The following is a 12,764-nucleotide window of genomic DNA, read 5'->3' as shown; positions in this document are numbered from 1 at the left end:
CGCGAGGCCGCGACCCGCTTTCGCAGCGAGTCCGGCGTGATCAGGAAGGATCAGTAACGCAGGTTGATCGACGGCAGGCGGGTGCTGGCCTTGCCGTTGTCGCGCACTTGCGGCGAGGTATCGGCGGGCGAGCTCATCTGATAGCGCGTCCCGAAGTTGGAGCGCACGTCGATCTCGACAGGCTTGCCCTTGTCGCGGAATTCGGTGATTTCAGTGCCGTTGGTGCTCAGTTCGTGAAAGCTGGGCGTGCGCGGCGGCGAGATTTCGACTTTCGAGCTGACGTTGGCCGGCGGCCGGTTGATGGACTTCAGGTCCGGAAGCCCTGCTGCTTCTTCCGGCGACATTTTCTGTGTAGCGGGTTGCGGCTCGATCTGAGCGGCTTGCGGCGCTGGCTGCGCAACTGCGCCGAGGCTTGCGGCGGCGAGGACTGCCGCGACGGCGGCGCAAAGGTGCAGCTTCATGATGGTTCTCCAGGCGATGGCCGAATTCTAGCAAAAAGCCTTGCCGAATCAGTGGAACGCCTTATTGTGCGCCGGTTTTCAGCGTTTCGACGTGGCGCCGAAAAAACACTGTGGTGCGATGTGATCGCACGCACTCACGCGATCAGGGGCTTCATGGATCGGGCATTCTTCCGTGTTAATGTCGATTCATCGAGGGCATCGAAAAAAAGACACAAGATCATGACAAACGACCGGACTCAAAGCACCCAGGGCACGCCTGCCAACGACTTCCCGACCGAATCTTTCGAAGATCCCGTCGCGGCCGTCACGCGGCTTTCCGCGATCTATGAAGCCAACACCGCATTCCTGCGCGATGCATTCGCGCGCTACCGGCGTAACGAGCAGTTCACGCATCGCGTGCGCGCGTGCTATCCGTTCGTGCGCGTGCGGACCGAGTTGAACACGCAGATCGATTCACGCCGCTCGTATGGTTTCGTCGCCGGTCCGGGTATCTATGAAACGACGCTCACGCGCCCCGACCTGTTCGGCGATTATTACCGCGAGCAGTTGCGCCTGCTCGCGAAGAATCATCATGTGGGCATCGAAGTGGGCGTGTCGGCGCAACCCATCCCGATTCACTTCGCGTTCGCGGAAGGCATTCATCTCGAGGGCGACCTGGATCGCGACCGCCTGCTCGCGATGCGCAACATCTTCGACACGCCGGACCTCGCGCTGCTTGACGACCGCATCGTCAACGGCACCTTCGAGCCGGGACCTGGCGAGCCACATCCGCTCGCGTTGTTCACGGCGGCGCGCGTGGACTTCTCGCTGCATCGGCTGCGCCACTACACCGCGACTTCGCCGACGCATTTCCAGAACTACGTGCTGTACACGAACTACCAGTTCTATATCGACGAATTCGTGAAGCTCGGCCGCACGATGATGTCGCGTGCCGACGACGAAGCCACGCGCGCCTATCGCAGCGAGTACTCATCGTTCGTCGAACCCGGCGACGTGGTCACGTATAACTCGAACCTCGGCGAACAGCCCGAAGAGGGCACGTCGCCCGCGCGCCTGCCGCAGATGCCCGCGTATCACCTGAAGCGCGCGGACGGCAGCGGCATCACGATGGTGAACATCGGCGTGGGGCCGTCGAACGCGAAGACGATCACGGACCATATCGCGGTGCTGCGCCCGCATGCGTGGATCATGCTTGGACATTGCGCGGGGCTGCGCAATACACAGCGGCTCGGCGACTACGTGCTCGCCCACGGTTACGTGCGCGAAGATCACGTGCTCGATGACGATCTGCCGCTGTGGGTGCCGGTGCCGGCGCTGGCGGAAGTGCAGGTGGCGCTGGAGAAGGCGGTTGCGCAGGTGACGCGGCTCGAAGGCACCGACTTGAAGCGCGTGATGCGCACGGGCACGGTGGCGAGCGTGGATAACCGCAACTGGGAACTGCGCGATCATCGCGAGCCGGTGCGGCGGCTGTCGCAGAGCCGGGCAGTTGCGCTCGACATGGAAAGCGCAACGATCGCCGCCAACGGCTTCCGCTTCCGCGTGCCGTACGGGACGTTGCTATGCGTGTCGGACAAGCCGCTGCATGGCGAACTGAAGCTGCCCGGCATGGCCGACCAGTTCTATCGCGCGCAGGTGGATCAGCATTTGCAGATCGGCGTGAAGGCGATGGAGTTGCTGCGCATGAACGGGCTGTCGCAACTGCACAGCCGCAAGCTGCGCAGCTTCGCCGAAGTGGCGTTCCAGTGAGGAGGCCCGGCTGTGTTGATCTTGGCGCGTGGCTGTTTCCATCCCTGTCTAACTTGGGCAGGGGTGTCTAACTTGCACGCTTCATCGGCACTGGCGATACCCTCTCAACCTCGCGCGCTTTCGTATAGTGCGCGGTCATTTGAGCAGTGGTGTGACCGGCCAGCGCCTGCGCCGCGTCAGCACCTTCGAGCCGCCGTTTGTCGGTGAGCGCCTTGGCGCGCAGATCGTGAAAATGCATTCCCTTAAGGAAGCGAGGTTCTGGCTGGGCGCCTGTTTCGCTGCACAGCTTCTCGTACTCTTCGCGTGCGCGCGCGACGGCACGCCGCCACGCTGATTGGGCGCCGATGTACGTATAGCGTCCGCCCGTGCTCGTGCAGATAACCGGTCCAATCGCCTTGATCTTCCCGCGCTTGGCGCCTTCCAATGTTGTCCGAAGATCGGGTGTCATCTCGATCAAGAGGCGCACGCCGCTGCTGTTGACGGTCTTGCTCGGATGGAAGTAGATACCTTCGTCCGTCACGTCTTGCCAGTTCAGCGCGAGAAGGTCGCCGAAGCGCTGTGCCGTCTGATAGGCGAGATCCACCAAACAGACAAGCGCGCGTCCAGAAACTGCCGGCCGCCCGTGGTTATCGACGAGCGCGGCTGCGCGGATAGCGTCGAGCTCGGCATCCGTGATGTAGCGATCACGCTTTTTCTCTTTGGCGCCTTCGACCTCTCGGGCCGGGTTGCGATCTCGCAATCCCTTCCGTATCGCGTGTGCGAAGATCAGCGAGAACAGGGCCTTGTACTTGTTGCTCGTGTTCGCCTTCCCGGAGAAATGCTTGTCGAGAAAGCGCGCAACGTCAGCAGGCCGCACGTCTTCAATCATCCACTGCGGACCAAATTCCTGTTTGATGAACGCGGCCATGCGCACGTATTGGCCTTTCGTCTTCGGTGAGTACGCCGACAGCTTCGTCATGATCCAGTCGTCAATGAGTGCCGGCATCGTGCCGGTGCTCGAGCGCAACTGATCTCCGACCCTCGTGAAGTCGGCAAGCCGTTCATACAGACGCGTGATGCCCTCGTCGAGGCGGCACAGCTTGTGCCATTTCCTCTGCTGATCGACGAACCACCACGAGCCGTGCTTCTCGTACACGCGCGCGGGCAGATGCGATGGCTTCTTTCTTCTCCCGATCATTTACGCCGCCTTCATGTCCGATGTGAGCTGCGGGCGGCGCCGGGAGCGTTCATTCTTGGGCGCGGCGCCGGTGATGTGGTGACGCCAGACTCGCACGCTGCCATCGGGTCGTCTGTCTGCCGGGATACCGGCCCGCGCGAGTGCTTCCATCTGTCGAATCGGCTGCCGGTACCCGGTCGCCTCGACGATCTCCTGTTCGGTCAGGGTCAATGATTCCATTCCAGTCCCCAGGCTTCGCGCGTTAAGCGCATGAATTCTTCGATGCACTCTGCTGTCATTTGATCTCGATGTTCGGCACGAGCACGGCGGGCTTCCAGACCACCTTGTAGTGGTAGTCGCTGACCGACGCGTCCTCGAGCTGCTGAACAACGTAGGTGACGTTGCGCGACAGCCCGAGGAATTCCTTGTGGAAGCGGGTCGGGCCGGTCTTGCACACGACCGACAGTTCGCCGGACTTGTCCTGGTTGCCCAGCGAGCACAGCCCCTCGATGGTCAGCATGATGGTGTCGCTCTGCGTGTTGTAGAACACGATGCGGCGCTGGATCTGAAAGTTGTCGGCAGCCTTGGACAGGTTGCTCGAGGCGATGTCTGCGTCATTGCAGCCAGCGAGCACGGCCATGCAGGACGCGGCCAGAATCAATTTTTTCATCAGTTTTCCCCTTGGCTCGGCGTGCGCGGTGCCGCGCAGCGCTCGAAATAGAACACGACAGGCGCTTCCAGCACGTGGAGCATCCCGAACCTGAGCGCGTGCCGAAAGGTGGGCGAGTTGTTCGTCAGCACCTGGATGGTCCGCTGCAGCTTGCCGCGCCAGTTCTCCAGCGACATCGCGTGCTTGTCGATGTTGCAGGGCGGGCACGCGGGCATGTAGTTCGTCAGCACATCACGATCGGGGCGCGTGGTCGGCCCGGCTCTCCACCGGGCGCCGCGGTCGGTCTTGACGATCTCCAGCTTGCGCAGCGACGGCTCGACATGGTCAACGTGCCAGCGCTCGGCAAGCTCGGCGCCGCAGTACGCGCACCGGCCGCCGAACATGGCGCGCACGGCCTCGCGGTCCGCCTTATTCAGCCGGGCCATCCTGCTTCTCCTTGGCAGTGGCGGCGTCGTACTTCGCCTTGGCTTCGGCGTAGTGCTCTCTGCAGCAGAAGCCCTGACCCATCCAGAGCGTATTGGAAGGGTTTCCGCAGAAGCACTTCGGCATCGGATCTGCACAGTTCGCGCTGAACCAGAATTGCGCGTTCGTCCCGTGCTCGGCGTCGAAATCAGGCAGAAGTCCGGGGCCGTCGAGCGTGTTGATGATCCAATCGAAGCCGGCGTCCGCGCCCTTACCGTGCTTCCATTCGATCAGCGCTGCCTGCATGGCGGTGGTGTAGTCGTGAAGGATGTTCGAAAGCGTCTTCGTTAGCTCGCGGAGGCGCTCCGCATCCCGCGCATCCTCGCTCGCCACCGCCTTCTCTCCTTGAGATTGAGGGGCGGCTACGCCCGTAATCGTGGAGAGGTCTATCGCGAGACCGTGCTCGTCGAGGCGCCCATTGCAATCGGTATGGTGTTCAATGCGCTCTCGAACCTCCTCATAAGTCACGGCGATTCTCCCGCTATCGACTTGAGATTGAGGGGCGTCCAACAACTCTTTCGCTAATTCACACAGATGGTTGAAACCCTTCCAATCGTGCGATGCCGGGCCTTCTTCATCGATCTTGTTCACGATCAAACGTAGTACGCTCCGCACGTCTCCCTGCTTGTCGCAGAAGCCCGGAAGGCAGGCGCACTCCCCGCAATCGATGATGCCGCTATCGACTTGAGATTGAGGGGCGGCGTCAAACTTCCCTGTGCCATCGCAAGAGAAACATTCCTGATCCATTCCAATGTCAGGATCGCGCACCATCCGGCCCGTACCGTTGCAGTTTCCGCAAACCTCTCCGCCTTCTGCGGCAAGCGCGGAGGAGAGAAGCGCGCGGGTCCACGCAATATCTCGGAAACCCGGAGTTTCGAATACTTTCCCCTTGAGTGATTTATCAGCCGCATCCAGGCACTCAACAATTTGAACGTCAGTCAGTTTCATCTCAATCCCCTCGTTGTCGCTGCGTCGAGACAGCGGGTCAGGCGGGTACACAGCCGAGATCACGCGGCGTTGCGAGTCTGGCGTGGGCTTTCGCGCTCTTCGCGCGGCGGACGTTGGCGATCGCGGTGCGCTCGGCGCCGTCGCGCGACGACGCACGCACAAGCACCGTCTCGCCTTTCCATCGACTGCCATTCCAGAAGCCGACGTCGACGACCCACTTCTTAAAGGGCTTGTCCGCCCAGTAGGCGACGGGGTCAAAGCCGCCGTCGAGCAAAAGCTGAAGCTCTCGCTGAGTTGTGGGTGCGTTCACGCGTCCTCCTCGCTGAAGAGCCGCGGCTGCACGGCGCCGTTGGCATAGACGACGTCGAGAATCACGTCGCCGGTCGGCTCGTCGCCTTCCCAGCCTTGCGGCCACGTCTCCGCCGCGATCAGCTCGCGGATTCGCGCCTCTTCCTCGTCGTCGATCAGGTTGATGAGCGGCCGGCCGGCGGCGCGCGCTGCGCGGTTGCATTCGTCCTGAATCGACAGGATGCGATCGAGGCCCATCAGCCGGGCTTCGAACGTCAGCGGCCCGAGGCGCTGCGGATTCTTTGCGAACGAGCCGTCTTTCAGAAGTTCGAGGCCGGGCTTGCGTAGTCTATGCTGCGGCTCGCGCAGTTCGCGCCAGAGCGGCTTGATGCCCCGCAGTGGCGCGAGATACGCCCATTGCGGGTTCCGCAAAACGGTTTCCAGCGCCTTTTCTTCCTGGGCGAGCGGGCAGCCGATGCAGCCGGTTCGTGCGTTCAGCTCTTCCGCCTCGTCACCGCCGTATGCGTCCGCGATCGCGCGCGTCGACCAGTCGCCGAACTCTTCGGCCGGTGCCCAGTGGCGCAGCCATTCCCAGACGTGGCAGACGCGCCAGTGAAGCAGCGGCGCGAGCGTCGCGAGTCGCCCCTTCAAACCGCGCGCGTTCGGCAGCACCTGCTGATACCAACCCTGACCGCACTCGGCGCCGTCCTTCCCGCAGCTCATCTCGATGCGGCGGTCGCGGATCGCGCTTTCTCCCTGACGTACGCCAGTGATCATCAGGATGTTGCCGCCGATACCGTCGAGGCGCTGACGCAGCGCTTCCTCCATCGGGTCGATCTTGATCTGCCGGGTACACCAGCGCAGCGTGTTGTTGTTCGGCGGCGGCACGCCGCGACCGAGGATGTAGACCATGAAGCGCTTGTCCATCGGCGCGCGCACGACCTCGATCGTGATGCCGCGCTCGCGCAGCTCGTCCATGATCCGCTCGGCCGAGATCGCGAGCGGCGTGAGTTCTTGCCGGGTGTCGGCGTAGAACACGGCCAGTGTCTTCGGGCGCGCGATCTTGCCGGTGTCGAGCAGCCAGCAGATGAGCGTGAGCGTCGCGGTGCTGTCCTTCCCGCCGGACCAAGCGATGCCCCAGTGCTCGTGATCCGGGCCGTAGGCCTGCAACGACTGGGTCGTCAGCTCGATCGACTCGGTCATCTGCAGGCGTTGCGCGCCTTCGGCGAAAATGTCCGTCTGAAGTTGCAGGCTCATCTATCTCTCGCAATAGGTGTTTCGCCGATCGTGATCGTCACGCGCTGATTGGTCATCTCCGCGACCATCGCCACGAATGCCGAGCAAGCGCGGTGCAAAAGCGCGTCAGTGGATCTCTTGGCCTTCCCGAGCGCGTCGAGTGCTTCGAGCAGCGTGCGGAAGGTGTGGAGCGTGCGGATCATGCTGGCGTTTCTTCATTCTTTGTCGACCTCCCGCAGAACGGGCAGAAGCTGGCGAAGAATGAAACCTCCTTGCCTTTTCGATAGCCGGGCACGTCGGCCTTGATGCGGAACGGCGTCCGGTGCATCGCTGACACGGACCGTCCGAAGACGATCGCGACGCCTTCGCACTTCGCCTCTGCTGGCTTGCCAAGATCCGCCGTGTACTTCTCCGCGAGCTTCTTTTCCAGATCGTTCATGCAAGTGCAGTTCATGCTGTCCTCATTCTTTGTTTCGCGCGCTTCGAGGGAGTCGGGGAGCGCGCGGTGGGGTTATCCAATGATGGAGGTCATGGTTGTCGACCCGTCGCCGTGATCGGTTCGAATCATCATTGGGGCCGCGGGCAAGAGATCCGGACGGATAGCACGCAGCGCGTTCCTGAGTTCCTCGGGAGGATTGCACTCTGACGTCAGGCGCACCGTCGTCACTGCGAGATCCGGATCCTCGTCGGTCGGAATCGAAAACGACATGAGGTGCGCGATGTTGTGTTCTTTGCAGATCGCGATGATCTGAACCATCAGCGGCGAGATCTGTTCGTCGTAGATCTGCTCTTTGTTCTTCGTTGAGGCCGTCTTCTCGCTCATTTCTTCCTCGTATCTAGGTCCGGCGCGCGGCCGGGTGGTGTCAGTTCCCAGATGCGACGCGCGTCGACTCGGGCTGGGTGTCCGTGCGGGAGGTGAGGTCTTTCGGCTTGCGCTTGCAGTCGAAGCCCGCGTCGATCATCGCGTTGTAGATCTGCTCGTTGATTTGGCAACGAACTTGAATAGCTGCCTTTTGGAGGTTCGTAGCGTTGCTCGGGTCAACGGTTGATTGACGCGTAAGTTCGGCGGCAGCCACTTCAAGCACGCACGACGGACTGTCTTTGCTCGCGCCGCCTGCAATACCGAAGCCTGCGACAGACATCCCCGCTTGAGCAGTGCTTGCACAGTTCATCTGACTGAAACTGCTCGCGTATGAGCCGAGTGCAATCGAAGGGACATTGCGAACAGTCTCAGAGAGATGCTGGTCGGCGGGCGACTGCGAGAAGGTGATGCTTCCTTGCGCGACGGACTGAGAGTTGCTCGACTGCTGCGCGGTCGAACTGGACTGCGCTTGAGCATGGCCGATGCTCAGAGCGAGTAGAATGGCGACTGCCGTGGACTTCGTGTTCATGGGGCTCCTTCCTCGTGTGGAGTCAGGCCTCGGGTGTTCCTAGCACCCGGGGCCTCTTCATTTCTGGGTTTAGTACGCGTACGAAGCAGACACGCCGTTGTTGCCGTAGCTGCTGTAGTCGCCGCCAGCGCCCGATTTCGTCGCGCCGTAGCCGTCGTATCCGGTCGTGCCGTAGGCCGTGGCGTTCGTCACCGAGCCGCCGGTCGCATACGAGCCCGACACGCCACCAATTGCACCTACGTTTCCGCCGTAGCTCACCCCTGCGCCGAGCGCGGTTCCGCCTACGCTGTACATCGTGCCGCTCGATCCCGACGTCTGATACGAATAGCCGTTACCGTTGCTGCCGGCCGTTGCTTGCGAGCCGCCGGAGATGTCAGCCGACGAACCAAATCCGCCACCAACTTGGAAGCCGCTTGCTTGTGCATGGCCCGTGAAGAGAGTTGCGACTGCTGCGATGACGATGATTTTGCGGAACATAATGTGAAACTCCTCGTGATTACGCGTGGACCGACGCGCGGCGGGTTTGAATTAGTCCCGGATTTCGAGCGCCGGGCCGCTCCCCGTTGAAATCAGGCTGCGCGCCGATTCAGCTCGGCGATCATCTGCTCGACCTCCGCGTTGAACTGCAGAAGGCCGGGAAGCAGGATTCCATTGATGTAGTCGTCATCGCGCGGGATTCGCTGGACATAGAGTCGGAGGCGGTCGCACTGGCGCGGGTCGTAACTCACAAAATCCCACCACTGCCGTCCGGTCACGAGCATTCCGCCTTGGATCTGGGGGATGTGATCAAGCGGCACGCCTTCAAGCCAGGTGCCGATGTGCACGCCTTCATCCATCGGGCACTTCATTTCGCCTCCGCCGTCGCTGTCGACAAGAAAGTCCGGCGACGCGCCGATGAAGTCGTAGTCCGGGTGGCAGACAAACTGCGCCTCGACTGCGATGTTCCCGGTGTGCAGTTCGTAAGCCTCACGAGCGAACTGCTCGACCTCGCTTCCGTAGCGCAGCGCGTGGCCGCTGATCTCATGCCGGGGCATGCCTGCCAGCCTTTCGAACGCAACCTCGCGCTTGTACTTCTCGCGCGGCGCCAGCGACTCAGCAATCTTCGGCTGTCCCTTGCGCGGGCCAGACTTGTACATGTCGCCCGGCTCGACCTTCGACATCGCGATGGCGTCGATGAAGCGCGATGCGGTGAGCTTGCCGGCGCGCGCCTCGCGCCAGGCATCGGTGCGCTGTTCGATCACGTCACTCATTGCTGGCTCCTTCATTCGGATCAACCGGCGTTGAGTTGGCGATTTCTGCGATTCGGTTGCGCTCGTTCAGGCCGATGGCTGCGCGGTCTTCCTTCGACAGCTTCGACCACTCTTCCTTGAACGGTTCGAAGCCGAGTTCTTTTGCAACCGTCTCAAGCGCAGCGATGATCTTCTCGTGATGCTCGCTGCGTTCGGGACGCGACGACTGTGCGGCGCTTTGAGCGATCTGCGCCGGCGACTGCTTCTCACGTGGAGTGATGTCACGTTCAGCGGGCAGATAATCGCCGACTTCCTCAGCGATCGGCATACCCTTCAGCACGTCCGGGAACACGTCACGCAGTGCGAACGCCCGAGCGCGCATCTGTTTCATACGGTTCGGGTACTGCGCCCACGGTCCCTGCTTGCCGATCAGACCGGCTTGCTTGGCGTCCGCCTCGCTGAATGTCCGGATCTGCTCTTCTTCGCCGCGGCGCTTCACGCGGCAGATTGCCGTTCCATTCTCGAACGTCTCGTAGACGTATTCGCACAGCGCCGAGGCGCGCACCAGGGCGAGAACGGCATCACCCCAGAGTGACGGACGCCCGTTGATCACGGCGATGTTCTGCATGGCTTGCATCGGCTTCAGGCCGAGCTCCATGCCCCACTGGATGGCGACGAGGATGTTGCCGGGCTTCTGCTGGAAGTCCTTCGGCACGATGCTGGAGTCGGCGAGGTAATCAGCGAATTTCAGGGCCTCGTCGAGCGACTTGGGCGACAGGTCAAAGGACTGCGCCGGGATGAGTTCAGACATGATTTCTCCTTTGCCCCAGACTAGGCGGGGCGTTGTGGATTTAGACGGTTTGAAGATCTCGGTTTTCAGCGAATTGCTCGTCAGCGGCTTTCGCATCGAAGCGCTTCAGCCATTCGAGTGCGTCGCCAACAGTGACGTCATAGTGCGAAGCCAACGTTCGCACGATCTCGACGTCACCCGGCCCTTTATCGGTAAACTCTTCGCGCTCACGACGCTTCTGCTCGGCGAGCTTGGCGTCTTGCTCGGCGCGGATACGACTGGCTTCGGCGCGCGCGGCTGCCTCTGCTTCATCGCGCTTGCGGCGCTCTTCGGCCTCAATCGCTTCCTGACGTTCGCGTTCAACTCGCTCCTGCTCAGCCTTGGCCGCCGCGATCGCTGCCTGCTGGCGGGCGATCTCGTCGCGCTGAGCCTGCATCTCAGCTTCGTGCGCCTCACGCTCGGCGCGAATTGCTTCATCAGCACGGCGTTTCGCTTCGCGGCGATCAGACTCTTCCTGCTCGCGAAGTTCGCGCGCACGGCGCTCTTCCTCGGCGCGTGCGATTGCAGCCTTGCGTTCTTGCTCTGCTCGCGCGGCGGCTGCCTGGCGATCACGCTCTTCCTGCTCGGCTCGCATCCTTGCCAGTTCTTCTCGCTCTGCCTGAAGACGCTTCACCTCAGCCTCACGCGTCTGAGCATCAGCGAACATCTGCTCCAGCTTCTTGAGCGTCTCGGTCTTTGCGATCTCGGCGTGGCCGCATTGATCGTCAAACACGTCGACGTTGATCTCAAGGGACGTGAGCAGGTTGTAGGCGCCTTGGATCTCTTCCGATGACTTGCCGGCGTAGTCGACCGGCGTCGTGCGGATGTCGTTCACTGCGCGCTGGATCGCGGCAAGGCGTTTTTCTTCCGCTTCTCGGGCTGCACGTTTCTCGGCCTCGCGCGCTTCGTCCCACTCGTCGCGCAGACCTTGCAGGCGCGCTTCTTCGGCTTCGGTGATCGCGCAAAGCCGCTTTTGCTCTTCGATAACCGCTTTCGAGAATGCCGTCGCATCTTCGCGAGCCTCCTTGCCGACCTTCTCGATTGCGACGCGCGCATTCTTCAGGACCATGTACGCAGCATGGCACTGCGTACGGGCGTCTGCATTCTTGATCTCGACGATCGATCCGGACTGTGTAACCAATTCGCGCAACTTCTTTTCATGCTCAGACGTACCAAGCGCTACAGCTGCGCGTTCAGGCACGCTCAATTCATTCTTGTTCACGCGAAACCTCGATGTTTGATCCACTTGCCGAGCACGATGCCGACGGGAAGTTGAAGGGCGAGCCAGACGAAGACGTAGCTCATCGGATGCTCCCGTAGGGCTTCGCGAGCCGCTGAACGCGGTTGCACGGTGCCAGCAGGTAGCGATCGCCCAGCGCTTCTTTCGCGCGCTCCAGGCGCTCTTCGTGGCTGTCAACGTACTCAGACCAATCCTTGAGAAGCGCTTTGCGCTGCTCGGTGAACATGTCTTTCATGGCTGGCTCCTACGAGAAGAAGACTGCGAAGACGCCGACGAAAAACACGGCGCCGAAACAGAAAGTGATGGCAGATGCGAAGACGTCGGCATCGTTGAGTTCTTGCTCAGTGACGGATCGCATCAGCGACGCTCCACGGTCATCAGCTCGCGCTGCATCTGAAGGATGTGCAGGTTGAGCATCGTTTTTGTCTGGGCCATCTCGCGCTCTGTCACCTTGACAGTCAGCGCGTCGCGGGCCATCTCCAAGGTGTCGAGTACCGCTCTCATCTCGTGCTGGTTCATGACTCGACCTCCTCATCCTTGGGCTCGTTGACACGCTCACTGCATTTAGGGCAGACGTGGTCTTCAACCGCGTGGTATTCGCTGATCGAGCCGTAGTCGTAGCCAAATCCTTGGTCTACGATCACGCTCTCGACATTGGTCTTGCAGTGCCAGCACCACCCGTAGCGGCCCGGCCTAGGTTCTTTTCTTCGCATGGCGTGCTCACTGAAGGCAGATGCTGTTGAGATCGACTGTTCTCCGGTACACGGAGCGGTTAAGCCATGGAACGAACGTGTATTCCTGATACGCGTTCGCGCCGATGTAGATCCAGTTGTGAAGGACGTTCATGGTCACCTCGTGTGGTCTTGTCACGACGTCCTGTCACGGCGTCTTGATAAGACTCAGTAGTGCTTACCGCAATGGACTAAGAAATGACCGCTCCCCGAACGGGCATTTCCAAGCCCACTGTCATGCATCAGCCCGGCTACTCCCGATCGCGTCGGCTCCGGGTCTAGTGCATGGGATCAATCCGCCAGCCGTTCTATAGCTGCATCTGGCAACCAGGCGTCTGGCGGATAGCCTCGGATCTTTCATCAGGAGTCGAGGGTTA

General features: G+C 61.4%; 20 protein-coding genes. 1 reads left to right on the top strand and 19 read right to left on the bottom strand.

Translation table 11 applies throughout. The features are described from left to right. Positions 1-50: 50 nt before the first annotated feature. Complete coding sequence (locus tag QCE63_RS32365; RefSeq protein ID WP_309838805.1) at positions 51-461, bottom strand: hypothetical protein; 411 nt, start codon at positions 459-461, stop codon at positions 51-53. Positions 462-680: 219 nt separating this feature from the next. On the opposite strand from QCE63_RS32365, the gene QCE63_RS32360 reads away from it, so the two are divergent. Next, positions 681-2,207, top strand: a complete 1,527-nt coding sequence (locus QCE63_RS32360) for an AMP nucleosidase (RefSeq protein WP_309838804.1) — start codon at positions 681-683, stop codon at positions 2,205-2,207. A gap of 67 nt (positions 2,208-2,274) precedes the next feature. Here QCE63_RS32360 and QCE63_RS32355 read toward each other — a convergent pair whose 3' ends face one another. The 18 genes from QCE63_RS32355 to QCE63_RS32270 form a co-directional block, all read right to left on the bottom strand. Next, on the bottom strand, positions 2,275-3,384 hold the full coding sequence (locus tag QCE63_RS32355) for a tyrosine-type recombinase/integrase (RefSeq protein WP_309838803.1): 1,110 nt from the start codon (positions 3,382-3,384) through the stop codon (positions 2,275-2,277). After that, positions 3,385-3,603, bottom strand: coding sequence for a DUF4224 domain-containing protein (locus tag QCE63_RS32350; protein ID WP_309838801.1), 219 nt, complete (start codon positions 3,601-3,603; stop codon positions 3,385-3,387). It lies immediately after the preceding gene. A 55-nt stretch (positions 3,604-3,658) separates the two neighbouring features. Beyond that, on the bottom strand, positions 3,659-4,033 hold the full coding sequence (locus QCE63_RS32345) for a lipoprotein (RefSeq protein WP_309838800.1): 375 nt from the start codon (positions 4,031-4,033) through the stop codon (positions 3,659-3,661). After that, positions 4,033-4,458, bottom strand: a complete 426-nt coding sequence (locus QCE63_RS32340; RefSeq protein ID WP_309838798.1) for an HNH endonuclease signature motif containing protein — start codon at positions 4,456-4,458, stop codon at positions 4,033-4,035. The genes QCE63_RS32345 and QCE63_RS32340 overlap by 1 nt, the downstream gene beginning before the upstream one ends. After that, positions 4,442-5,443, bottom strand: coding sequence for a hypothetical protein (locus tag QCE63_RS32335; protein WP_309838797.1), 1,002 nt, complete (start codon positions 5,441-5,443; stop codon positions 4,442-4,444). The genes QCE63_RS32340 and QCE63_RS32335 overlap by 17 nt, the downstream gene beginning before the upstream one ends. 37 nt (positions 5,444-5,480) lie before the next feature. Next, the gene (locus tag QCE63_RS32330; RefSeq protein WP_309838795.1) at positions 5,481-5,753 is read right to left on the bottom strand and encodes a hypothetical protein; all 273 of its coding nucleotides are present in this window, start codon (positions 5,751-5,753) and stop codon (positions 5,481-5,483) included. Further along, on the bottom strand, positions 5,750-6,988 hold the full coding sequence (locus QCE63_RS32325; RefSeq protein ID WP_309838793.1) for a phosphoadenosine phosphosulfate reductase family protein: 1,239 nt from the start codon (positions 6,986-6,988) through the stop codon (positions 5,750-5,752). The genes QCE63_RS32330 and QCE63_RS32325 overlap by 4 nt, the downstream gene beginning before the upstream one ends. Continuing rightward, complete coding sequence (locus QCE63_RS32320; RefSeq protein ID WP_309838791.1) at positions 6,985-7,170, bottom strand: hypothetical protein; 186 nt, start codon at positions 7,168-7,170, stop codon at positions 6,985-6,987. The genes QCE63_RS32325 and QCE63_RS32320 overlap by 4 nt, the downstream gene beginning before the upstream one ends. Next, on the bottom strand, positions 7,167-7,406 hold the full coding sequence (locus QCE63_RS32315) for a hypothetical protein (protein WP_309838789.1): 240 nt from the start codon (positions 7,404-7,406) through the stop codon (positions 7,167-7,169). The genes QCE63_RS32320 and QCE63_RS32315 overlap by 4 nt, the downstream gene beginning before the upstream one ends. Positions 7,407-7,478: 72 nt before the next feature. Next, positions 7,479-7,790: a hypothetical protein gene (locus QCE63_RS32310; RefSeq protein WP_309838787.1), complete on the bottom strand. Its 312-nt coding sequence runs from the start codon at positions 7,788-7,790 to the stop codon at positions 7,479-7,481. Positions 7,791-7,830: 40 nt separating this feature from the next. Beyond that, the gene (locus tag QCE63_RS32305) at positions 7,831-8,358 is read right to left on the bottom strand and encodes a hypothetical protein (RefSeq protein ID WP_309838785.1); all 528 of its coding nucleotides are present in this window, start codon (positions 8,356-8,358) and stop codon (positions 7,831-7,833) included. 69 nt (positions 8,359-8,427) lie between these two features. Next, positions 8,428-8,835, bottom strand: a complete 408-nt coding sequence (locus QCE63_RS32300; protein WP_309838783.1) for a hypothetical protein — start codon at positions 8,833-8,835, stop codon at positions 8,428-8,430. A gap of 92 nt (positions 8,836-8,927) precedes the next feature. Then, positions 8,928-9,608, bottom strand: a complete 681-nt coding sequence (locus tag QCE63_RS32295; protein WP_309838781.1) for a YqaJ viral recombinase family protein — start codon at positions 9,606-9,608, stop codon at positions 8,928-8,930. Beyond that, complete coding sequence (locus QCE63_RS32290; RefSeq protein ID WP_309838779.1) at positions 9,601-10,398, bottom strand: hypothetical protein; 798 nt, start codon at positions 10,396-10,398, stop codon at positions 9,601-9,603. Before QCE63_RS32290 ends, QCE63_RS32295 begins: the two co-directional genes overlap by 8 nt. A 40-nt stretch (positions 10,399-10,438) precedes the next feature. Further along, positions 10,439-11,638 (bottom strand): hypothetical protein, encoded by a 1,200-nt coding sequence (locus QCE63_RS32285; protein WP_309838778.1) that lies wholly within the window; start codon positions 11,636-11,638, stop codon positions 10,439-10,441. A 79-nt stretch (positions 11,639-11,717) separates the two neighbouring features. Continuing rightward, positions 11,718-11,891, bottom strand: a complete 174-nt coding sequence (locus QCE63_RS32280) for a hypothetical protein (protein WP_309838777.1) — start codon at positions 11,889-11,891, stop codon at positions 11,718-11,720. Positions 11,892-12,013: 122 nt separating this feature from the next. Then, complete coding sequence (locus tag QCE63_RS32275; protein ID WP_309838775.1) at positions 12,014-12,175, bottom strand: hypothetical protein; 162 nt, start codon at positions 12,173-12,175, stop codon at positions 12,014-12,016. Between the two features lie 201 nt (positions 12,176-12,376). Then, positions 12,377-12,502, bottom strand: a complete 126-nt coding sequence (locus tag QCE63_RS32270) for a hypothetical protein (protein WP_309838773.1) — start codon at positions 12,500-12,502, stop codon at positions 12,377-12,379. Positions 12,503-12,764: the final 262 nt, after the last annotated feature.

The sequence above is a fragment of the Caballeronia sp. LZ065 genome (genome assembly GCF_031450975.1).
GTDB lineage: Bacteria > Pseudomonadota > Gammaproteobacteria > Burkholderiales > Burkholderiaceae > Caballeronia.
The sequence above is the reverse complement of the archived record's forward strand: the minus strand, read 5'-3'. Positions and strand labels throughout refer to the sequence as shown.

Coding starts and splice junctions, on each gene's coding strand:
- QCE63_RS32300 (WP_309838783.1), bottom strand. CDS start 8,835: ATGTTCCGCAAAATCATCGTCATCGCAGCAGTCGCAACTCTCTTCACG.
- QCE63_RS32355 (WP_309838803.1), bottom strand. CDS start 3,384: ATGATCGGGAGAAGAAAGAAGCCATCGCATCTGCCCGCGCGCGTGTAC.
- QCE63_RS32340 (WP_309838798.1), bottom strand. CDS start 4,458: ATGGCCCGGCTGAATAAGGCGGACCGCGAGGCCGTGCGCGCCATGTTC.
- QCE63_RS32325 (WP_309838793.1), bottom strand. CDS start 6,988: ATGAGCCTGCAACTTCAGACGGACATTTTCGCCGAAGGCGCGCAACGC.
- QCE63_RS32360 (WP_309838804.1), top strand. CDS start 681: ATGACAAACGACCGGACTCAAAGCACCCAGGGCACGCCTGCCAACGAC.
- QCE63_RS32310 (WP_309838787.1), bottom strand. CDS start 7,790: ATGAGCGAGAAGACGGCCTCAACGAAGAACAAAGAGCAGATCTACGAC.
- QCE63_RS32305 (WP_309838785.1), bottom strand. CDS start 8,358: ATGAACACGAAGTCCACGGCAGTCGCCATTCTACTCGCTCTGAGCATC.
- QCE63_RS32290 (WP_309838779.1), bottom strand. CDS start 10,398: ATGTCTGAACTCATCCCGGCGCAGTCCTTTGACCTGTCGCCCAAGTCG.
- QCE63_RS32345 (WP_309838800.1), bottom strand. CDS start 4,033: ATGAAAAAATTGATTCTGGCCGCGTCCTGCATGGCCGTGCTCGCTGGC.
- QCE63_RS32295 (WP_309838781.1), bottom strand. CDS start 9,608: ATGAGTGACGTGATCGAACAGCGCACCGATGCCTGGCGCGAGGCGCGC.
- QCE63_RS32350 (WP_309838801.1), bottom strand. CDS start 3,603: ATGGAATCATTGACCCTGACCGAACAGGAGATCGTCGAGGCGACCGGG.
- QCE63_RS32315 (WP_309838789.1), bottom strand. CDS start 7,406: ATGAACGATCTGGAAAAGAAGCTCGCGGAGAAGTACACGGCGGATCTT.
- QCE63_RS32280 (WP_309838777.1), bottom strand. CDS start 11,891: ATGAAAGACATGTTCACCGAGCAGCGCAAAGCGCTTCTCAAGGATTGG.
- QCE63_RS32320 (WP_309838791.1), bottom strand. CDS start 7,170: ATGATCCGCACGCTCCACACCTTCCGCACGCTGCTCGAAGCACTCGAC.
- QCE63_RS32270 (WP_309838773.1), bottom strand. CDS start 12,502: ATGAACGTCCTTCACAACTGGATCTACATCGGCGCGAACGCGTATCAG.
- QCE63_RS32275 (WP_309838775.1), bottom strand. CDS start 12,175: ATGAACCAGCACGAGATGAGAGCGGTACTCGACACCTTGGAGATGGCC.
- QCE63_RS32335 (WP_309838797.1), bottom strand. CDS start 5,443: ATGAAACTGACTGACGTTCAAATTGTTGAGTGCCTGGATGCGGCTGAT.
- QCE63_RS32365 (WP_309838805.1), bottom strand. CDS start 461: ATGAAGCTGCACCTTTGCGCCGCCGTCGCGGCAGTCCTCGCCGCCGCA.